Consider the following 19820-nt stretch of genomic DNA (forward strand, 5'->3'; position numbering starts at 1 on the left):
CCGGCTCCCTGAAGACGACCCTCGGATCGTCACTCAGCCTTGGCCGGCAGGAACTTCACGATCCGGCCGCCCAGCCGGATGAGCTTGGCCAGCGTGCCCCGGGGCACGTTGAGCATCTGGCCGTACCAGCGCTCCATCGACTCGGTGAAGTCGAGCATCGCGCGCAGGCGCCGCTTGGCGACCGCCCCGAGCGCCGGGTCCGCGTCCGCTTCGGCGACGCAGGCGCGCAGGGCCGCGATGGCGGGATCGATCTCGCGCTCCTTGCGGCCGGCGGCGATGCGCGTGACCATCTCCCAGAGGTCCGTCTCGGCGGCGAAGTGGTCGCGGCGCTCGCCCATCACGGGCACGCGGCGGATCAGGTTCCAGCCGAGCAGCTCGCGCAGGGAATTCGAGACGTTCGACCGCGCGATGCCGAGCATGCCGGCGATGTCCTCGGCGGCGAGAGGGCGCTCGGAGAGGTAGAGGAGCGCGTGGATCTGCGCGACCGAGCGGTTGACGCCCCACTGGCCGCCCAGATCGCCCCAGTGCAGCACGAAGCGCTCGACCGCGGCCGGCAGGGGACTCGGCATGTCTGTTATTTCTGTCATGACAGAAATAACAGACCAGAACGAACGCGCTGTCAAGCGGCCGGGATCGCGGGCTGTCGACGCTCGGCCGGGGCCCGGTCGCGCCGCCAGGGCGGGACCGGGCATCTTGTCCCGCGCCTCACCGGGAACGGCGCCCGCGTCAGGCGCGGGGGCGCCTCGCCCCGCTCCGGCGCGGGGTGAGGCACCTCCATCGGGGCGGGTCGGGACCGCCCCGGTCTCCGGTCCCGGCGCGGGCGGCTACTGGCCGTGCCGCTTCAGCCACGCCTCCATGTCGGAGATCTCCTTCTCCTGATCGTCGATGATCTTCTGCGCCATCGCCTTGGTGGCCGGATCCTTGGCGTGCGTCAGCGCGACCTTGGCCATGGCGACCGCGCCCCTGTGGTGCGGGATCATGTGCCTGCGGAAGTCGACGTCGGCATCGCCGGTGTAGGGGACGTCCATGTCCTTCATCATCGCCGTGTCGGCGGCCTTGAACGCCTTGGTCGCGGCGTCGTCCTTCGGGTTCGGCTTCATCGAGCCCATGTCCTTGCCGGACATGGAGCCGTGGTCGTGCATGCCCTGCGCCAGGGCCGCCCCGGCCAGCCCGGTCGACAGCAGGGCGGCGGCGAGAAGGGTGCGGAGGTGCGTCATGGATCGTTCTCTCCCGGTGGGGTCAGTTGAACTTGCCGCTGGCGGTCGCGCCGTCCGGGCCGGTGAGCTGCACCGCGCCCTTGGGGCTCGCGCCGAGCGCGGTCGCGGCCTTGCCGGTCATGCGGTTGCCGTCGGCGGGCTCGAGCGGCACGCGGGTCGGCTTGCCGCCGACGACGAGGATGGCGGTGCCCTTGAAGCCGGCGGCCGGGACCGGCTTCTGGCCCTCGTCGGACAGGAACACGTCGACGGCCTCGCCCTTGGCGACGAGCTCGACGTGGAATCTGCCGGCATCCGTCACACGGCCGCCGTGCTGGCCGGCGGTCTCGTGGGCGCAGACGGCGGACGCGGCGAGGAGGGCGGCGATCAGGGCCAGTCTCGGTAGAATCATCCCGGTTCTCCTGGGTTGTGCGGATCAGTTGGGTTGTGCGGGTCAGTAGGCCTCGGCCGGGCGCGGGCGCGCGCCGTCCGGGGATGGGTGGGCCGGCGTGTCGGCGTGGAGGGCGCGCAGCCGCTCCAGGGGCGCGCGGCCGAAGCGCAGGAACAGGACGGGGGTCAGGACGGTGTCGAGCAGCGTCGCGCTGACGAGGCCGCCGAAGATCGTCACCGCCACCGGGTGCAGGATTTCCTTGCCCGGGCTCGCCGGGTCGTAGAGCAGCGGCACCAGCGCGACGCCGGCGGCGAGCGCCGTCATCAGCACCGGGGTGAGCCGCTCCAGGCTGCCGCGCACCACGAGGTCGGGCCCGAACGGCACGCCCTCGTGCAGCGACAGGTTCAGGTAGTGGCTGATCTTCAGGATGCCGTTGCGCGCCGCGATGCCGGTCAGCGTGATGAAGCCGATCATCGACGCCACCGACAGCGGCTGCCCGGCCAGCCACAGGGCGACCACCGAGCCGATCAGCGCCAGGGGCACGTTGCCCATGATGATCAGGGCGAGCGCCGCCGACCTGTAGCGGCTGAACAGGATGGCGAAGACGAGCGCCAGGGACACCGCGGAGAGCACCGCGATGGTCCGGCTGGCCTCCTCCTGCGCCTGGAAGGTCCCCTCCAGGCTGGTGAAGAAGCCCGGTGGCAGCGGCTCCTTCGCCACCGCCTCGCGGATGGCCGCCACGACGGTGGCCATGTCGCGCCCGCCGTCGGTGTTGGCCTGCACCACGATGCGGCGCCGGGCGTTCTCGCGCAGGATCTGGTTCGGCCCGTCCGTCTCGCGGATGTCGGCCACCTGGCGCGCCGGCACCCAGCCCGAGGGCGTCTCCAGAAGGAGGTCGCCCAGGCCCGCGGTGGTCCGGCGGTCCTCGGACAGGCGCAGCACCACGTCGAAGCGGCGCACGCCGTCGACCACCGTCGAGACCACGCGCCCGTTCGAGAGGCGGCTGATCTGCTCGATCACGGCCGCGGGCTGCACCCCGTAGAGGGCCGCCCGCGTGTAGTCGACGCGGACCTCGAGCTGCGGGATGCGGACCTGGCGCTCCACCTGCAGGTCGGCGAGGCCGGGGATCGCCGCCATCCGGTCGCGCAGGGCGTTCGCGACCCGCCGCAGGGCGTCGAGATCCTCCCCGTACACCTTGAGCGCGATCTCGGCGCGCACGCCCGAGAGCATGTGGTCGAGCCGGTGCGAGATCGGCTGGCCGACGTTGACGGCGACCGGCAGGGCCGCGAGGCGTCCGCGGATGTCGGCGACCAGCGCCTCCTTCGGGCGCTCGGCACCCGCGTCGAGGGCCACCTCGATCTCGGAGGCATGGACGCCCTCGGCGTGCTCGTCGAGTTCGGCCCGGCCGGTGCGGCGGCCCACCGTCCTCACGCCCGGGATGTCGAGCAGCAGCTTCTCGGCGATCAGCCCGACCCGGTTGCTCTCGGCGAGCGAGATGCCCGGGTTGAAGGTCATGTTGACCGTGAACGAGCCCTCGTTGAACGGCGGCAGGAAGGCCCGCGGCAGGGTCCAGGCCGCCACGCCGGCGGCGACCACCGCGACCGCGACCGTGCCGACGAGCAGGCCCTGGTGCCGGAATGCGACCCGCAGCAGGGCGGCGTTGCCGCGTTTGAGCCGCTTCAGGAGACGGCTGTCGTGCTCCTCCAGCGTCTTCAGGCCGGGCAGCAGTAGGGACGCCAGCGCCGGGGTCAGAGTGATGGAGGTGAGCAGGCTCGCCAGGATGGAGATGATGTAGGCCTCGCCCAGCGGGGCGAAGAGGCGTCCCTCGATGCCCGACAGGGCGAAGAGCGGCACGAACACGAGGATGATGATGAGCGTCGCGTAGACGATGCCCGAGCGGACCTCGTTCGAGGCCTCCACCACCACCTGGAGCACGCCTCTCGGGTTGGCCGCCCGCCGGTTGTCGCCGAGCCGTCGGTAGATGTTCTCCACGTCCACCACCGCGTCGTCGACGAGCTCGCCGATGGCGATGGCCAGCCCCCCGAGCGTCATCGTGTTGATGGACAGCCCGAACAGGTGGAACACCGCCGCGGTCGTCAGCACCGAGACCGGGATGGCCAGCAGCGAGATGGCCGTCGTCCGCACGTTCAGCAGGAAGGCGAACAGCACCACCGCCACCACCAGCACGGCCTCGACGAGGACGCGCGCGACGTTGCGGATCGAGGTCTCGATGAAATCGGCCTGGCGGAACAGGACTCGGTCGGCCCTGATGCCGGACGGCAGGGTCGGGCCCATCTCCTTCAGGGCGGTCTCGATGCTGCGGGTGAGCCGCACCGTGTCGACGTCCGGCTGCTTCTCGACCGAGACGATGACCGCGGGTCGCGCCATGTAGCCGGCGTCGCCACGCTTCACCTTCGCGGCGAACGAGACCTCGGCGACCTGCCTCAGGTGGACGGGCGCGTCGTTGATCGTCGCGACCACCAGGCTGCGCAGGTCGTCGAGGCTCATGGTCCGGCCGATGTTCCGGATCAGGTACTCGCGCGCGTTCTGGTCGGTGAATCCGCCGCCGGCATTGGTGCCGAACCGGGCGAGCGCCGCCTCGAGCTGCGCGTTCGTGACGGCGAGCGCGCGCATGGCGGCCGGGTTCGGGCTGACCCGGAACTGGCGCACCTCGCCGCCGATGGGGATGACCTGCGCGACGCCCGGGATGGTCAGCAGCCGCGGCCGGATCGTGAAGTCGGCGACCTCGCGCACCTGCATGGGGGTCGCGGTGTCGCCCGTGACCGCCACCAGCAGGATCTGGCCCATGATCGAGGAGATCGGGCCCATGACCGGGGTCACGCCCCGGGGCAGCTGGTCCTGCACCAGGGCGAGGCGCTCCGCGACCTGCTGCCGGTTCCGGTAGATGTCCGTGCCCCAGTCGAACTCGACGTAGGTAATGGACAGCCCCACGCCCGAGACCGAGCGCACCCGGGTGACGCCCGGCAGACCGTTCATCCGGGTCTCGATGGGGTAGGTGACGAGCTGCTCGACCTCCTGGGGCGCGTAGCCCTCGGCCTCCGTCATGATGGTGACGGTGGGCTTGTTGAGGTCGGGGAAGACGTCGACGGGCAGCTTGGTGGCGGTGAAGGCGCCGTAGAGCACGAGCACCGCGGCGAGCGCGAGGACGAGCAGGCGGTTGCGGACCGATTGTCCGACGAGGACGGTGAACATCGGCGGATTCCTCAGCGGACCTGGTCGAGGAGTTCGGCGCCCTGCGTCACGACCCGCGTGCCGGGCCCGACCCCCTCCGCCACCAGCACCCGGCCGCCGTCGAGGGGCTCGACGCGGACCGGCCGTGCCTCGAAGCGCTCGGCGGTGGTGTGCTCGTAGACGACGTCCTGCCCGTTCCCCGCGCGCACGACCGCCGCGCGCGGCAGCGCCAGCCCGGCCTGCTCGGTGTCGGTCCCGGCGAGCACGGTGACGAACTGCCCGACCCGCAGGCCCGAGGCGTCGCCCTGGACGGCGAACTGCACCGGAATGGCCTGGTTGCGGTCGGCGAGGCCCGAACCCTGGTAGGCGAGCTTGAGGGTCCGGCCGTCGGCGAGCCGTGCCGTGGCGTCCTGCGCCGCCGCGAGGGCGTCGAAGCTCAGAGCCTCGACCCAGAGGCGGCCCGGGTCGACGACCTGGAAGACCATCTGCCCGGGGGTGGCCATCTGACCGGCCACCGCCGCGGCCTGCGCGACGACGCCGTCGACCGGCGCGACGAGCGGTTCCGGCTCACGCCTGATCCTGTCGAGGGCCGTCCGTCGGTCCTGCAGGCCCTTGAGCTCGGCCAGGGCGTCGTCGAGCTGGGTCTGGGCCACGGCGCCGGTCAGGGCGAGCCGCCTGTAGCGGTCGACCCGGCGCTCGACGATGGAGATCTGCTGGTCGAGATCCCCTTGCGTCTGGCGCATGTCGGAGACGTCGACGGCCTGGATCGGCGGTGTGACCGTGGCCAGGACCTCGCCCTTGCGCACCCGCGTGCCGAGGCGCGGGAACAGTCCCGAGGGCGGAGGCGACAGGCGACCGCCGACCGAGGACTGCACGACGCCGCTGGCGTTCGGGTCCGGGATGATGCGGCCGGGCAGCTCGACCGAGCGGTGGAAGCTGTCCCGCTCGGTCACCGTCGTGCGCAGGGCGAGCAGGCGCTGGGTGGGCTTCGGCACGAAGACGGATCCGTCGGGCAGGCGCTGCGCGAGATCCGACGCGGACGGCGCGGCCGGGCGCGTCCCGGTCAGCGCGGCCCCCTGCACGGGGGGGGCTTCGCGGTCGTCGTCGCCGTGCGCGAAGGCGGCGGTGCCCAGAACGAGGGTGATGCCGACGGCGATCAGCGCCGCCGTCGGGACGCCGCGGCGGCCCCGCGCGAGGGCGGTGACGAGGACGCCGAGCAGGAAGGCGACGGCGACCGCGCCGACCAGGATCGGGTCCCCGGCGCCGAGGCGCTGGCGGACGCCGCGGGCGACCTCCGAGACGCGCGCGAGCGCCGCCCGTGCCGCGGCCGGCTCGGCGGGAATTGCGGCGCCGGCATCGGCCGGCACGGTCACCGTGACCGGCAGCACGTCGACCGCGTCGCCGGCGGTGACCGTCGCGACGAGGTCGTGCCGGCTGTGCCTCGACAGCCACGGGGCCGGCAGCGTGTAGCCGCCCCCGGGCGTGGCGCTGGCGGTCCTCGGGCCCTCGGGGGTCTCGACCTCGATCGTCGCGCCGGTCACCGGCTCGTTCGTCCGGAAGCGGTCGAGGAACAGGGTCAGGGTGCCGTCGCGCGGGATGGCGACCAGCTCGAAGGCGTCGGAGAAGGCCTCGCCGCGCGGGGCGATGGTCTTCGAGACGGGGGGCTGGGCGGCGCCGTGGTCGTGGCCCTCGTGGGCGCGGGCGGGCCCCGCCGGGACGGCGGCGAGCAGCGCCACCGCGCCGAGGGCGGCGGCAAGACGGGTCGACATGGAAACGGTATCCTCGCGATGGGGATGCCGGGCGCGGCCACTGGCGGGCGCACCTCGGGCGTCGCGCGCCTCGGGCGCGCCTCATCTCACGCGCGGGTTCGTGGGGGCTCGGGCAGGGCCTCGGGGCCGAGGCCGGTGCGGCCGGCGACGTCGCCCGGGACCAGCGTGACGGCGCCGAACAGGTCCGGCGACAGGCCAGGGGGCCCCCCGAGGACGCCGGTGGCGCAGCAGGCCATCGTCCCGCAGCAGCGGGTCTCGCGGCCCGGACGACAGCACCCGTCCTCGGTCGGCTCGACGCGCGCCGCCGCGACGGTGGCGCGGGCGACCTTGGACCATGCCGGCGCCGCCGACCGGGCGGCGGGCGTCACCGGTACGGACGCGGCGACCGGGGCGACCGCCCTCGGCTGCGCCGCGGCCGCGCGGTGGCCGTGGTGGGCATGGCCCTCGTGGGCCTGGGCGGCGGACGGCGCGACGTAGGCGATGATCGCGAGGATCATCGCCGCCATCAGGCGCAGGATCTGCCGGTCCGGGCTCATGGGTACGGGATTACACCGGTTCTGGCGGCGGGACCATGTCCGCGGCCGGGACGTGGATGCCGACGTGCGATTCCGGTCGCTGCGGCGTCCCCTGGGGCCGCCGCGAGCACGGGCTCGGCCGGGAAGAAGGCCGCGGTGACGCGCTTCGTCGCCAGGTCGACCTCTATGTCGACCTCGATCCGGGCGCCGGGCGCGACGGCCTGCACGGCGCGGGTCACGGACCCGGCGCAGCCGCCGCGCCCCGTCTTCCCGACCTCGAAGCGGACCATGTGGCTCTCCTCCCGACGGCGTCCGAACGAGATGGGGCTTCCCACCGTTGGAAGGTCAAGGCCCGAGGTTTGCCCAGTTTCGCGCCCATCGCAGGCCGAGACTCGTCCGGTGCCATCCCGCCCGGCCGGGATGGTATCCTGCGCCGTTCGTCCCGCGCCCGGCCTCGCCCGCCACGAGCGGAGCGGATCAGTCCCGCGAGCGCCCCAGCGCCGCTCCGCCTGTTCGCGAGGACGTGACGGACGCGCTCCCGGCACGGCCGCCCGCGAACCGCGGAAACCGGTTGGGTCATCCTGGTGCGCCTGCTGGTAGGCCAGGTGGTAAGCTTGGTAATACGCCCGGCGGTGTTCTTCCCGGACGGCATCCGGACGCGGCTCGACCCCGAGGTGCCCGGGGCCGGTCGTTGGACGCCAGCCACGCCCGCCCCTTCGCGACACGCCCGGACCCAGGCCGCCCATGACCGACGCCTCATCGTCCGCTGAGCCCGGGCGGCCCGAGTCCGCGTCCGCACGCGCGCCCGGTTCCGTGGGAGAGGTCTTCCGCGCCTTCCTCAAGCTCGGATTGACCGCGTTCGGCGGCCCCATCGCGCACCTGGGCTACTTCCGCGACGAGCTGGTCACCCGGCGCCGGTGGCTGGACGAGCGCGGCTATGCCGACCTGGTGGCGCTGTGTCAGTTCCTGCCCGGGCCCGCCTCCAGCCAGGTCGGGTTCTCGCTCGGCGTGCTCCGCGGCGGCGGCCTCCTGGGCGGGCTCGCCGCCTGGGCGGGGTTCACGCTGCCCTCGGCCCTGCTGCTCTTGGCCTTCGCCTACGGCGCCGCGGCCCTGTCGGGTCCGGTCGCCGACGGCGTGATCCACGGTCTCAAGCTCGTCGCCGTGGCGGTCGTCGCGCAGGCGGTCTGGGGGATGGCCCGCTCCCTGGCACCGGACCGGCCGCGCGCCGGCATCGCGGTGGCGGCCCTGTTCCTCACAGTGTTCGTCGCGGGCTCGGTCGGGCAGCTCGGCGCCATCGCCCTCGGTGCCCTCGCCGGGCTCGTCCTCTGCCGGGCGGCACCGCAGGCGCAGGCGGGGCACCTCGCGGTCCCAGTGTCCCGGCGGGCCGGCGCCGCGGCGCTGGTCGCCTTCGCCCTGCTCCTCGTCGTGCCCCATCTGCTCGTCGCCGGCCTGCCATCCCAGGGCCTGGCGCTGTTCGACGCCTTCTACCGCTCCGGCTCCCTGGTGTTCGGCGGCGGCCACGTGGTGCTGCCGCTGCTGCAGGCCGAGGTGGTCGCGCCGGGCTGGGTCGGCCCCGGCACCTTCCTCGCCGGGTACGGCGCCGCCCAGGCCGTGCCCGGCCCGCTGTTCACGTTCGCGGCCTACCTCGGCGCGGTCGCGGGGCCGTCGCCCCACGGCGTGGTCGGCGCGGCCATCGCGTTGGTCGCGATCTTCCTGCCGGGCGTGCTCCTGGTCTACGGCACGCTGCCCTACTGGGACGCGTTCCGGACGCGTCCGCTGGCCCAGGCTGCGATGCGCGGGACCAACGCGGCGGTGGTCGGAATCCTCGGTTCCGCGCTCTACGATCCCGTCTGGAGCAGCGCGGTCGGCAACCCGCGCGATTTCGCCGTGGCCGTGCTGGCGTTCGTGCTGCTGACGGTCGGTCGGGTGGCGCCGTGGATCGTCGTCGCGCTCACGGCCCTGGGCGGTGTCGCCCTCGCCTCGCTCTGACCGGAGCCGCCCTGACCCGATCGGCCCGCTCGACCCGGCCGACCTGAACCCGACCGACTTGGACCCGACCGACCTGGACCCGACCGACTTGGACCCGTCCTGGCCGGTGCGAGCGAGAGGATCGGCTTCGACCGAGGGAGCCGGACATGCGGCGCGGTCGGAAGACGAGCGCGGAGCAGGCGGTGCTGACGCTGCGCCGGATCGCGGTGCGGAACGGAACTGCCCCGTCCCCGTCGCGGAGCTTCGCTTCGGCTGCGCGCCCAGACCGGCGGCATCGCCGGCGGCAGCGGCGTCGGCCCCGGTCGCGATGGGCGGGCCCTGTGGGCCTGGAATGCGTCACAGGGCCCGCCACCTTCGAGGCGCCTCGGCTACGGCTTGTTGGCGGGAGCCGGGTTCGTCGTCGTGGCCGGAGGCGCAGGGTTCGCCGGCGCCGTGCCGGCGGGAGGCGGAGGCGGCGGGGGGGTCTCGGCCTTCTTCTCGTCCTTGCAGGCCGTGAGCGCGAGCAAGCCGACGAGCGGCAGCAGATAGCGAATTCGCATGAGCGTTCCTCCTGTCTGGGCGATGTAGGCCATGAGGAACGTCACCCGGCCGCTGTTCGATCCAGCGCGCAGCGAGACCGGCCCCTCGGACGATGCCGATTCATCGCGGGTCGCGGCAAGGCACGGCCATGGGCCCGATCCCGCGGGCCGGCAGGTCGGAACGACGCGGAGCGGACATCGCGAGAGCCGGCCTCGGGTCGGGAACAGGCGCGCCGGCAACGTCCGCGACCCTGGATCACCGCGCGGAGGCGGACCGTCGCGAGACCACCCGCATGCGTCACGCGCGCCGCCTCCGGTCGCAGCGGCATCCGGCAGCACGCCGCCTCACCGCTTTCGGCTATACTGCGCCGTGAAGCGCGTGCGGCGGCCTCCGGTGGCGAGGATCCGGACGGCCTCGCGTCGATGTCGCTCCTGCCCGCCGCCCCATCCTGGAAACGCTGCCGATGCCGAATCGAGTCCAGTCGGCCTTCCGCGCGGCCGCCGAGTTCGGCGTCGGCCTGGTGGCGGCCTGCAACCGGCTGCGGCTGCCCGGGGCGGCGAATCCCTTCGTCGTCGGTGTCCACGCGCCGATGCGCGCGGAGCTGACGCTGGAGAACCTGCCGGTCACCGGGACGATCCCGCCCGGCCTCGACGGCCTCTATCTCAAGATGGGGGCGAACCCCGTCCGCGCGGCGACGCGGGGCCACGACTGGTTCCTCGGCGACGGCATGGTGCACGGTCTCGCGCTCGAGGGCGGCAGGGCGCTGTGGTATCGCAACCGCTGGATCGGCTCGCGCACGGCCGCCGCGGCGCTCGAGCGGCCCGCGGCGCCCGGGCCGCGGCGGGGCGGCAACGACACCGTCAACACCAACGTCGTCGCGATCGGCGACCGGATCTTCGCGGTGGTGGAGGCCGGCAGCTTCCCGGTCGAACTCTCGCCCACCCTGGAGGCGCAGCGCTACAACCCGTTCGACGGGACGCTGGCCGGCTCCTTCAGCGGGCACCCGCACCGCGACCCGCTGACCGGCGAGACGCACGCCGTCGCGTACGACGGCCGCGTCTGGGACAGCGTGCGCCACGTCGTCCTCGCCCCGAGCGGGCGGGTCGTGCGCGATGTGCCGGTCGCGGTCGCGCACGGCCCCTGCATCCACGATTGCGCGATCACGGCGCGCTTCGTGATCGTGCTGGACCTGCCGGTCACGTTCTCGTTCCGGGCCCTGCTCGCCGGGTACCGCTTCCCGTTCCGCTGGAACCCCGGCCACGGGGCCCGTGTCGGCCTCCTCCCGCGTCAGGGCGACGGCGCCGACATCGTCTGGTGCGCCGTCGAGCCCTGCTTCGTGTTCCACACCGCCAACGCCTACGACGACGCGGACGGGCGGGTGATCCTCGATGTCGTCGCCTACGGGACGGTGTTCGCCTCGGCCGGCGGCGGGCTCGACGCGCCGGGCCGGCTCGAGCGCTGGATCATCGACCCGTCGACGGGTCGGGTCGAGCGGCGCGTGATCGACGCGGCGGCGCAGGAATTCCCCCGCATCGATGAGCGGCGCCTCGGGCAGCGCCACCGCTACGTCTACACGGTCAGCGTGCCGGCCGACGGCAACACGCAGCTCGCCGGTGCGACGCAGCTCTACAAGCACGACCTCGAGACGGGCGCGCGCCACATGCACGACTTCGGTCCCGGTCACGTCCCGGGGGAGTTCGTCTTCGTGCCGGCGCGGACCGGGGCCGATGAGGACGAGGGCTGGCTCGTCGGGCTCGTGATCGACACCGCCGGCGACGTGACCGACTTCACCGTCCTCGACGCGCGGGCGTTCGACGCCCCTCCCCTCGCCCGGATCCGCCTCGGGCACCGGATCCCCCCGGGCTTCCACGGCAACTGGTTCCCGGCGCGCGCGCCGGCCTGAGAGACCGGGCGCGGTCCCGGTGACGGCCGAATCCGGACCGATCAGGCCGCGGCGGTCCAGCCGACCACCGCCGTCACGGGGTCGCCGGGACCTCCCGAGGGCTTGAGGACGCGCCGCTCGACGCGGGCGAAGCCGGCGCGCTGGAGGTACAGGCCGACGAGCTGGGCATGTCCCCCACCGTCGAGGGCACTCCAGATGGCCACCGCCTTGGTCGGGAAGCAGCGGTTCGAGAAGCTGATCACCGCCGGGGCACCGGGGCGCAGCACGCGCGCGACCTCGGACAGGACGGAGACGGGGCGCTGGAGATACTGGACCGAGACGCAGATCAGCGCGGCGTCGACGCAGGCCGTGTCGAGCGGCAGGCGCGGCTCGGCGTTGAGGTCCTGCACGAAATGCCGGGTCAGGCGCGGGTTGGCGGCGAGTTCGGCGGCGTTCAGGCCGTGACCGGTGACGCTGGCATACGCGACCTCGTCCGGCAGGTGGCTGACCCAGCTCGACATCAGGTCGAGGACGTCGCCGCCCGCCGGCACGATCGCCCTGTAGAGGTCGGTGACCGCCGCCACCGCGGCGGCATCGATATGGGTCACGAAGCGCGGTTGCGCGTAGAAGGCGGGATCGGGATCGCGGTCGTGCTTGGCGAACGCCTCCGGGGGAAAGTCCGGCAGATCCTGGGTCATCGTAGCGCGCTTCCGGATCTGACGGCGCGCCGGCTCCGAGAGACTGCGCGCGAACCGTGGATTGCGTGCGCGTGTAGAGAGAGCCGTGACGCCCCGCGGCCAGGTGTTCACGTCGCCGCATCCGCGCCGTGGCGCGGACGGCATCACGGGTCGGAGCCGACATTGCCGCCGCTTGTCCGCCCCGCTGGCGCGGCCCTCCTCATCACGCGCGACCGGCCGTCGACACTGCCGGAGATCGGGCGGCCGAACGCGGGACCGCACGGGAACCGGCAAGCCGCTTCGTCCGAGCCGTTCACGGGAAACGCCACGCGAAGTTTCAGGATAAATAATCGCCGCACAAATCGGCGTGAAACTCGCAATTTCTCAATGTACTTGTCATCGACACGTCGATGGCGTACAGATACGAAATCGATTTTTGGCCAGGTATCCGGCCGTATCGCCTCAACAGGGCGAGCGTTCTGCATCTCTCCCATTTTCGACATCCGGCGACCGGGCGCGTGTGATCCATGCGCCCGCCCTATCTATTTGCCTTCACTGACATGGAATACCTATGACCATCGGCACCGTTAAATGGTTCAACGACACCAAGGGCTTCGGCTTCATCCAGCCGGATGACGGCGGCAAGGACGTGTTCGTCCACATCTCGGCCGTCGAGCGCGCCGGCATGCAAGGCCTGAACGAGGGCCAGAAGGTCTCCTACGAGATGGAGACCGACCGGAGGACCGGCAAGCAGTCGGCCGGCAGCCTTCAGGCGGCCTGAGTCTCACGCGTCCACTCGTGACGCGCTTCGAAGCCGTTCCTACCGCGGAGCGGCTTCATCCATGTCTCGCCACCGGGGGCTGACGTCCGGTGCGCCCACGGAGAGTTCGTGAAGCCTTTGAAAACCGATCACCTCGTCGATCGTCTCGCGGAGACGGCCAGAGCGCGGCAGGCCACACTGGCCCGGTTCCGGGCACGCCCGGCGGCCGATGATCCGGTCGTCCTCGCGCGGCAAGCCGCGCGGCGCGCGGTCGTCCAGGCCCGGGACCTGCGGGCGACCGAACGGGAAGCCGTTCGTCTGGCCGCCGAGATCGAGCGTGAGGCTGAGGTCCAGGCCGCGCAGGCCCGCGCCGAGGCCGAGTCAGACCGTCTGGCCGCCGAGAAGGCGGAGCAGCAGGTTGCCCGCGCCGCCGAACAGAAGGCGGCACGCGACGCGCGATTCGCGGCCCGCAAGGCGCGTGCACGTCGCTAGCACGCCGCTAGGTCGAACCCAGCCCGCGCGCGCCATCACTCCGGAGGACGACCCATGTCTCACAAGTTCAAGATCGGCCAGCATGTCCGGCAGCTGGGGATCAGCTACGCTGGCAGTAAGAGCACCGTCGACGGCCTCTTCGAGGTGGTCCGCCTGACGCCGGACGATCGTTCCGGCGAGCCGACTTACCGCATCAAGTCCGCGAGCGGCGAGCGCGCCGTGCGGGAAGGCGAACTCACGCCCGCCTGAACCGTCTCGGGCGCGCGGGGGACGACGCGACGTCCCGTGACGCGCATCCGCCATAGTGCAACGGCCCGGCGGAAGGCCTCCGGATGGACCGAGATCGAGGCCTTTGCGATCCATGACGACGACGAAGGACATCCACCCGGCCGATGCGGCGATGATCGAACCCAATCAGACGGCCTTCATCCTCAAGGTGACGCGGCCCGACGACGCGGAGCTGTCGGGCCGATTGGTCATGTTCTACGCCGCGATTACCACCTCGGAGGACGAGGCGCTGGCCATCGTGCGCCGCGCGGTGAAAGCCGATGCGGAGGTCGAGCCGACGGGCGTCCGCCTCTCTCAGCAGACCGCCAGCGCACTCGATCTGGAAGCGGGCCTCGCGCGGGCGCTCTGACACGACGGCCCCCTGGCCCGGCCACACCGCGGGATCGCGCGGAGAAGCCGAAGTGCGACCCTCGTAACCCACGAGGTCTTCCAGCCGCGCCGATTCCCCGAGCCGATCTGCGGCCCCGACCGGGGTCACGGCCGCGTTGGACCTCCGGGCAGGACAGCGCGTTGTGGCAGGCGGCGGTGAGCGGAGGACGTCTGCCATGAACATCGAACGCTTCGCGGAAACCGAGACGACGCTCGCCGTCGCGGACCGCCTCTGGCGCGCCGAGATGCGTCGCGTCTTCGGACCCGATGCGGTCCTGCTCCACGGCTTCGGCGCGGAGCGTCAGGGCGCACCGGGCACGCGGTTGCGCACGGCTTTCGAGGCGAGACGGAGCGCGATCGCGGCGTGGCGGCACGCGCGGCGCCCGGCCGCCTGAGCCACCCGCCTGCGGGATCGGACGCCGCTTGGCACGGCCCGTCGTCGAAGCGCCCGGCACGCGCCGGGAAGACGCCGTTCCTGGCGCGCAGCACCCGCCGCCCTCTCGGTCCGGCCCGATCGCGGAGCGGCATCCCGGACGGGGGACGTGAACAGCGGCCGCCGACACGGTATGAGGGCGATGCGGCTCCGCGGGCTGTGCAGCAACCGACGGTTGCGCAGCCCCCTCGCCTCTCCGAGATCAGCACCATCGCCGCCGCACGACGGCAATCGAGGACAGACCGATCGCAAGCGAAGCACGAGCCCGCGGCGTCCCGAGCCGGGATGCCCCGCGCGTTCCCGAGCGCACCGTCCCCGGCCGGTCATGCGGTTCCTGCACGGTGTGCTGCCGTGCTCTGGCGATCCCTGCCCTCGACAAGCCGGCAGGGATCGTGTGCCGGCACAACACCGGAACGGGCTGCGGGATCTACAGCGAGCGCCCAGAGGCCTGTGCCCGGTGGTACTGCCTCTGGCGCAAGATCGACGTCCTGCCCGACGCGCTCAGGCCCGATCGATCGGGCGTGATGTTCTCACTGGATATCCGCTCGCCCGCGGCCGATGTGGCAGATGCGGTCTGCATCGTCGGGCGTGCAGTCGAGGGCGTGCACGCCTTCGACCGGCCGCACGTGATCGAGGCGTTCGCCATGTTCGTGCGCGAGGGCTCCTGGCCCGTGTGGCAGGCGACCGAACACGACACGACCCTGGTGCATCCGGGTCCGCAGATCTCTCCGCCGTGACCGTCGGCTGTGCGGGCACGGCCGGGTGCCGGGACGCGCGACGACTCGGTGGGTGCGCGGCGTCCGGCCCCCGTCCCGGCATACCGCGGCGGTAGGCCGGGGCTCCTAATTGTCTCCGAAGTCGTATTTTTAAGATCAGGGCGCGACGCGATGTGCTATGTGTCCGCACGGGCACGCATTCGCCGCCCGCTCAGGAGATTCCGATGACCATCGTCCGGTGGCTGATCTCCAGAACGATCCAGTTTTTTCTTGGCAGCGCGCAGGAGCGCAGGTCCGATGCGATCGCCAAGCGAAAGGAAGCCGGGACCTTCGAGGGGGCATCGGCGAGCAAGGGCCGGGATTTCGAAGCCAACTACGCCGCGGCAGCTCAGCTCCTCAGAACGCGGATCGATCGGGAATTCCCCGACGCCTACTACGCGCGGCTGAGTTCCGGGAGAAACAGCTCCTACGATTACGGGCAGGATCGCGCGCTCGCCATCGACACCATGTCGATCGCCATAGCGATGGCGTTGCGGAACGGCGCCACCGTTCCGCAGGCGGCCGCCGCCGGGGCGGCGAGCATCGGCATCTGACGGGAGGCGCGGGACATTCGTGCCTCGGAGGACCGGGTCGCGCTCCCGCGGTCGCTCGGCCAGCGGCGGCGCGTCACGCCGTCGTGGCACCGGCCATGTCGCGGGTCCGCTCGATCATCGCGAGGAGGACCGTGTGAAAGGCTTCCTGCTCGCGCGAGCGGGAGCCCGCCCGCGTCGCGCACGCGAGTTCGGCACGGAGCCCGTCGAGGGCCGCCGCGCGTCGCTCCGCACCGTCCTCACGCAGGACGAGTCGCAGCAGGATATCTTGGGCGGCCGCGAGATCGGCCGGGTCCGCCCGGACGATGAGCGCTCCCAGAGCCTCCAAGCACGTCTCACGATCAGTCATGCGCACATCCATCAGGGAGCGAGCGGCAGAGACGACGTCGGCATCAGGCCCTCGACGCGCAGCTTCAATCGAGTGGCCCTGATCGTCTCGATGGAGCGCCACGAAATATTCCGGGCCAGGCCCTCGGTTTCCAGATCCGTGAGCTGATCGATCAGCCGCCCGCTCTCGAGGAGGCCGGGTCGCTGCGCCATACGGACGACCAACCTGGTCAGCTTTCGCATCACCGGGCACGGCCGGGGTTGGCCGGGCTCTACCACGCGGCTTGGCCGTGACGCGCGAGCATCGCGTCAGACCTTCCGGGGCGGCTTCGTGGCCACCGCGACGGAGCCCTTGACGGAGGGCGCCGACGCGTTGGTCTTGGGCACAGACTTCTTCGGCTTCTTGGCTTCGCGATTTCCGCGCTTCTGTTCCGCTGCCATGATCTCGCTCCTGGATACGGTGACAGCCCCGACGACGTCGTCCTCACCGTTCGGGCGTCGGCTGGTCTGGAAGCAACCGGATCGCGGTCGCGACCGGGGTCTCGAACAGGCCGAAGACGGCAACGAGGCGGTCGCTTGCCCAGAGTTCGGCATGATGCCCCGCGATCAGACCCGCTGCCTGCCGCCTGGCGTCGCCGTCGTTGCGCGCTGTGATGACGCAAGTCGTGAGCACGCCACCGGTCGGGGCGAGCCGGTGGACCTGATAGGCGCGGCGCGCGTGTCGTGAGCGCGGCTTGGCGGGAAACGTGATGAGGTCTGCCACGCGCGCCTGTCCGTTGCAGGCGGGGGCATGGACCCTCAGCCACCGGAGCCTGGATCAACCGATCCGGTGATGGCAACACTCTGCGCTCTCACGGCCGACAAAGATAGCCCTGACCGGACGGGCGTCGCGCCCGGCGCGCGACGCGGCGGGCCCGCTCGAGACATGCGCCCAGCGCCCGTTGGATGATCGGGACGGGCGCGAGCGCGCCGACCGGTTGCGATCGAAGACGGTCGGTCCCGTGAGTCGGCCGGGCCGATGCGCCCGACGGGCCGTCAGCGCTCAGGATCGGGCACCGGCCGCGCGCGCGTGCTCCAGGAAGAAGCGGATCATCTCCTGGCTCGCGTCCGGTCCGCGCGGGTCGGTGAACGAGCCGGCCGGGCTGCCGCCCGACCACGCGTGCCCGGCTCCGTGCAGAACCCACTGCTCCACGATGGCGCGGCCGGACGCGTCCGAACGGACGGTGCGGGTGTAGTCCACCCCGTCCGGTGTCCGGCCCCGGGTCACCGCTGTGCGGAGTTCCGGGTCCGACGGCCCCTGAGCGGCCACGCGATCGCCGTTGGCCGCGTGCACCGTGCGGTCGCGGTCGCCGTGGAACACGATCAGCGGCACGGCGTGGCGTTGTCCCGTCGCGCGCGCGCCGTCCCCCTTCATGGCCGCGAAGGCCGAGGGCACGTCCCGCGCGGAGCCGCAGGCCAGGCCGGAATGGACGCCGATCGCCGCGAACAGGTCGGGGTGGGTCATCGCCAGGATCGCGGCGGCAGCCCCGCCCGCCGACAGGCCCGCCGCGTAGACCCGCCTGTCATCGGCCGAGAACTCCGCGATCACCTGCCGGACGATGCCGGCGATCAGGGCGGGCTCGCCGCCCTCCCGCTGCTGGTCACCGGGCTCGTACCAGTTCCAGCACCGCTGCATGTTGGCCGAGCGCGGCTGCTCCGGATAGACCACCAGGACGCTGCGCGCCTCCGCGACCGCGTTCATCCGCGTGCCTGCGGCGAAGTCGTCCGGGTTCTGCGTGCAGCCGTGCAGCATCACCACGACGGGCAGGGCCTGGCCGGTGTAGCCGCTCGGTACGTAGACCTTGTAGTTTCGGGTCCCGGCCGCGCCGGTGAACGTGCGGGCCTCGAAGCGTGCCCCCTCCGGAAGCCGGGGCGCGGCCGGCGTCGCGCCGTCCCGCCCGTCGCGATCCGTGCCGATGCCGGCCTTCGCCAGCGCCTCCTGGACGGTGCGCATCACGGTGCCGGCGATGTCGCCCGCGGATCCGGCGTGGGGATGGCGGCCCGGACGTTCTCCGGCCGTCTCCGGCGCGACCCAGGCTTCGCCGGGAGCGGAGGGCGCGACCATGTCGAGGATGTCGGCCGCGTCCGCGCTCGGCGCACCCGTCTCGGTGGCGCTCCGGGCCGCCCCCGACCACAGCCTGAAGGCTGCGGCCTGACGCTCCTGAAGCCTGGCCATCGCCTCCGCGGCGCGGGCGGCACGGGCCGGGTCGACCTTCGGGAACGCGAAGCGCGTGAAGGCGGTCTTCGTGGCGTGATCCATCGGACGGGTCCTGGCTGAGCGGGAAGCGGGCGCGGCGGCGGGGAGAGGTGGAGCCGTCAGCTCGTCCGGTCGGCGAGCGCCGCCTTGACCGCGGGACTGGCCTGGAAGGCGCCGAGCACCTCGACCGAGGCGATGGCGGCGCGCGCCAGTTCGGGCGTGACGTCGAGGGCGATGCTGGCCAGCCCGAGCACCTGGATGTGCAGCGGCGCGCCCGCGTCGCGCGCCGCCTCGAGCGCCTGCTTCGTGTAGTGCGTCAGGCCCAGGCTGAGCTGCTTCCGGCTGACCGATTGCCTGACGGCCTCGCCCTGGCGCTCGATCTGATTGCGCACGGCGGTGCGGATGAAATCGGCACGGTTGGCGTAGAAGCCGTCGCGCACCATCAGGTCGATATGGCCGAGGTCGACGAAACCGAGGTTGAGCGTGATCTTCTCGCTGTCCGGCAGCCTGGGTCGCAGATCGTGCACCTTGTCGGCCATGTGAACCATCCATACGCCATCCGGTTGGATGGTCTGTAGATGGTGCGCAGATACGGCGGCGCAAGGGTTGCCGGTGACGACTCCAATCCGAGGGGCCGATCGCGACGTCTTCGAGGATGCGCGGAACTGCCTCGAGGACAGGAACAGCGCCGCGTCGGATCGAACCGCGGCAGGGCGCGGCCCTGCTAGGTCTCGCCGCGAGAAATCGATTCCGGATCCGGACGGGTCGTCAGGTTTGAGGCCGGCGCGCGATCGGTGCGGCCTCGTCCCATTCACGATCCTGCTCCGCCAGCAGGGCGGCGCGGCGGGCCGCCGCGCTCGCGGCGTCGCACGACGGTGCCGCCCCGGCCTCCTCCAGGGGACGCGGAGGCACCGGATCGGACGCCCGAGCGAGGTGGGTGAGCGTGGCGACGACGTGGTCCACGTCACCGGATGTCACGGCGCCTGTCCGGAGGAGCCCGAGACGCGAACACGTGGCGATGTCCGCACAGGAGGCGTCCGCGAGGCGGAGCGCTGCGATCTGACCCGCCGCGAGGGGCAGGCATCCGGCCGGCAGCCCGCGCAGCCGGCCGAGCCGCCGCGCCCGCGTGGCCTCGGGTGTGTGCATCTCCCGCGCGCCCGGGAGCCAGCGCGCCAGCACGTCGAGGATGAAGTGCCGGACGCGCTCGACGCGGATGGGACCGAACTTCCTGATCGCGGCGATCGCGACCGGAGAAGACTGGGCCAGATGACCGAGATCCGGGAAGCCGGCCTTCCGCAGGCGGGCGCGCAGGGACGCCGTCAGCAGGCCGCGCCCGAAGCCCTCGGCCGACAGACGCCGGATCGTGTCCGGGGACAGGTCGTCGAAGAGGGGAAGGCGGGCGCCGACCTCGGCCATGAGGCTGTCGGACCAGACGGCACGGAGGGATCGGTCGGGCATCACCGCGGCCGATAGGGCACTTGC

General features: G+C 72.4%; 25 protein-coding genes. 9 read left to right on the forward strand and 16 right to left on the reverse strand.

The annotated features are described in order from the left end of the window. Positions 1 to 29: 29 nt before the first annotated feature. The 7 genes from ASG32_RS21505 to ASG32_RS34555 form a co-directional block, all read right to left on the reverse strand. Complete coding sequence (locus tag ASG32_RS21505; protein ID WP_056530495.1) at positions 30 to 587, reverse strand: MarR family transcriptional regulator; 558 nt, start codon at positions 585 to 587, stop codon at positions 30 to 32. A 237-nt stretch (positions 588 to 824) separates the two neighbouring features. Next, entirely contained in the window at positions 825 to 1217 is a 393-nt protein-coding gene (locus ASG32_RS21510) for a DUF305 domain-containing protein (RefSeq protein WP_056530497.1), read from the reverse strand. Between the two features lie 22 nt (positions 1218 to 1239). After that, on the reverse strand, positions 1240 to 1605 hold the full coding sequence (locus ASG32_RS21515) for a hypothetical protein (protein ID WP_020094869.1): 366 nt from the start codon (positions 1603 to 1605) through the stop codon (positions 1240 to 1242). A gap of 42 nt (positions 1606 to 1647) precedes the next feature. After that, positions 1648 to 4797, reverse strand: coding sequence for an efflux RND transporter permease subunit (locus ASG32_RS21520; RefSeq protein WP_056530499.1), 3150 nt, complete (start codon positions 4795 to 4797; stop codon positions 1648 to 1650). An 11-nt stretch (positions 4798 to 4808) separates the two neighbouring features. Next, entirely contained in the window at positions 4809 to 6545 is a 1737-nt protein-coding gene (locus tag ASG32_RS21525) for an efflux RND transporter periplasmic adaptor subunit (RefSeq protein WP_056530501.1), read from the reverse strand. Between the two features lie 86 nt (positions 6546 to 6631). Further along, the gene (locus ASG32_RS21530) at positions 6632 to 7081 is read right to left on the reverse strand and encodes a hypothetical protein (protein ID WP_056530504.1); all 450 of its coding nucleotides are present in this window, start codon (positions 7079 to 7081) and stop codon (positions 6632 to 6634) included. Further along, positions 7078 to 7350, reverse strand: coding sequence for a heavy-metal-associated domain-containing protein (locus ASG32_RS34555; protein WP_056530506.1), 273 nt, complete (start codon positions 7348 to 7350; stop codon positions 7078 to 7080). Before ASG32_RS34555 ends, ASG32_RS21530 begins: the two co-directional genes overlap by 4 nt. Positions 7351 to 7873: 523 nt before the next feature. Between ASG32_RS34555 and chrA the strand changes: the two genes are divergently transcribed. Then, positions 7874 to 9049: a chromate efflux transporter gene (gene chrA, locus ASG32_RS21540; protein ID WP_020094873.1), complete on the forward strand. Its 1176-nt coding sequence runs from the start codon at positions 7874 to 7876 to the stop codon at positions 9047 to 9049. Between the two features lie 368 nt (positions 9050 to 9417). Here chrA and ASG32_RS21545 read toward each other — a convergent pair whose 3' ends face one another. Further along, the gene (locus ASG32_RS21545; RefSeq protein WP_128083351.1) at positions 9418 to 9621 is read right to left on the reverse strand and encodes a hypothetical protein; all 204 of its coding nucleotides are present in this window, start codon (positions 9619 to 9621) and stop codon (positions 9418 to 9420) included. A gap of 410 nt (positions 9622 to 10031) precedes the next feature. Between ASG32_RS21545 and ASG32_RS21550 the strand changes: the two genes are divergently transcribed. Beyond that, the gene (locus ASG32_RS21550) at positions 10032 to 11471 is read left to right on the forward strand and encodes a carotenoid oxygenase family protein (protein ID WP_056530508.1); all 1440 of its coding nucleotides are present in this window, start codon (positions 10032 to 10034) and stop codon (positions 11469 to 11471) included. A gap of 41 nt (positions 11472 to 11512) precedes the next feature. Here the strand turns inward: ASG32_RS21550 and ASG32_RS21555 are convergent, their stop codons facing one another. Beyond that, a complete protein-coding gene (locus tag ASG32_RS21555; RefSeq protein ID WP_056530512.1) occupies positions 11513 to 12148 on the reverse strand; it encodes a methyltransferase domain-containing protein in 636 nt (211 codons plus the stop codon). Positions 12149 to 12698: 550 nt separating this feature from the next. Between ASG32_RS21555 and ASG32_RS21560 the strand changes: the two genes are divergently transcribed. The 7 genes from ASG32_RS21560 to ASG32_RS21590 all read left to right on the forward strand — a co-directional run bounded on the left by ASG32_RS21560 (position 12699) and on the right by ASG32_RS21590 (position 15778). Then, positions 12699 to 12908 carry a cold-shock protein gene (locus ASG32_RS21560; RefSeq protein ID WP_012329763.1) on the forward strand — a complete coding sequence of 70 codons (210 nt, stop codon included), beginning with the start codon at positions 12699 to 12701 and terminating at the stop codon, positions 12906 to 12908. Positions 12909 to 13016: 108 nt separating this feature from the next. After that, positions 13017 to 13379: a DUF6481 family protein gene (locus ASG32_RS21565; RefSeq protein WP_043712997.1), complete on the forward strand. Its 363-nt coding sequence runs from the start codon at positions 13017 to 13019 to the stop codon at positions 13377 to 13379. Between the two features lie 54 nt (positions 13380 to 13433). Further along, a complete protein-coding gene (locus ASG32_RS21570; protein WP_020094878.1) occupies positions 13434 to 13628 on the forward strand; it encodes a hypothetical protein in 195 nt (64 codons plus the stop codon). Between the two features lie 112 nt (positions 13629 to 13740). Next, positions 13741 to 14016, forward strand: a complete 276-nt coding sequence (locus ASG32_RS21575; protein ID WP_020094879.1) for a hypothetical protein — start codon at positions 13741 to 13743, stop codon at positions 14014 to 14016. 196 nt (positions 14017 to 14212) lie between these two features. After that, positions 14213 to 14431, forward strand: a complete 219-nt coding sequence (locus ASG32_RS21580; RefSeq protein WP_056530514.1) for a hypothetical protein — start codon at positions 14213 to 14215, stop codon at positions 14429 to 14431. A 430-nt stretch (positions 14432 to 14861) separates the two neighbouring features. Next, a complete protein-coding gene (locus tag ASG32_RS21585) occupies positions 14862 to 15206 on the forward strand; it encodes a hypothetical protein (protein ID WP_056530516.1) in 345 nt (114 codons plus the stop codon). Positions 15207 to 15409: 203 nt separating this feature from the next. Next, the gene (locus ASG32_RS21590) at positions 15410 to 15778 is read left to right on the forward strand and encodes a hypothetical protein (RefSeq protein ID WP_020094882.1); all 369 of its coding nucleotides are present in this window, start codon (positions 15410 to 15412) and stop codon (positions 15776 to 15778) included. A 73-nt stretch (positions 15779 to 15851) separates the two neighbouring features. Here the strand turns inward: ASG32_RS21590 and ASG32_RS21595 are convergent, their stop codons facing one another. From ASG32_RS21595 to ASG32_RS21620, 7 genes are all read right to left on the reverse strand, one after another. After that, positions 15852 to 16124: a hypothetical protein gene (locus ASG32_RS21595; RefSeq protein ID WP_128083350.1), complete on the reverse strand. Its 273-nt coding sequence runs from the start codon at positions 16122 to 16124 to the stop codon at positions 15852 to 15854. 11 nt (positions 16125 to 16135) lie between these two features. Further along, a complete protein-coding gene (locus ASG32_RS21600; protein WP_020094884.1) occupies positions 16136 to 16345 on the reverse strand; it encodes a hypothetical protein in 210 nt (69 codons plus the stop codon). A 66-nt stretch (positions 16346 to 16411) separates the two neighbouring features. Then, positions 16412 to 16543 (reverse strand): hypothetical protein, encoded by a 132-nt coding sequence (locus tag ASG32_RS35670; RefSeq protein ID WP_280141598.1) that lies wholly within the window; start codon positions 16541 to 16543, stop codon positions 16412 to 16414. Between the two features lie 43 nt (positions 16544 to 16586). Then, positions 16587 to 16865, reverse strand: coding sequence for a hypothetical protein (locus ASG32_RS21605; protein ID WP_056530519.1), 279 nt, complete (start codon positions 16863 to 16865; stop codon positions 16587 to 16589). Positions 16866 to 17144: 279 nt separating this feature from the next. Then, the gene (locus ASG32_RS21610; RefSeq protein ID WP_056530523.1) at positions 17145 to 18401 is read right to left on the reverse strand and encodes a PHB depolymerase family esterase; all 1257 of its coding nucleotides are present in this window, start codon (positions 18399 to 18401) and stop codon (positions 17145 to 17147) included. A gap of 56 nt (positions 18402 to 18457) precedes the next feature. After that, positions 18458 to 18877: a hypothetical protein gene (locus tag ASG32_RS21615; RefSeq protein WP_056530525.1), complete on the reverse strand. Its 420-nt coding sequence runs from the start codon at positions 18875 to 18877 to the stop codon at positions 18458 to 18460. A gap of 229 nt (positions 18878 to 19106) precedes the next feature. Then, positions 19107 to 19796, reverse strand: a complete 690-nt coding sequence (locus ASG32_RS21620) for a hypothetical protein (RefSeq protein ID WP_056530528.1) — start codon at positions 19794 to 19796, stop codon at positions 19107 to 19109. Between the last annotated feature and the right edge of the window lie 24 nt (positions 19797 to 19820).

The sequence above is a fragment of the Methylobacterium sp. Leaf361 genome, from assembly GCF_001424445.1.
In the GTDB taxonomy this organism is placed as follows: domain Bacteria; phylum Pseudomonadota; class Alphaproteobacteria; order Rhizobiales; family Beijerinckiaceae; genus Methylobacterium.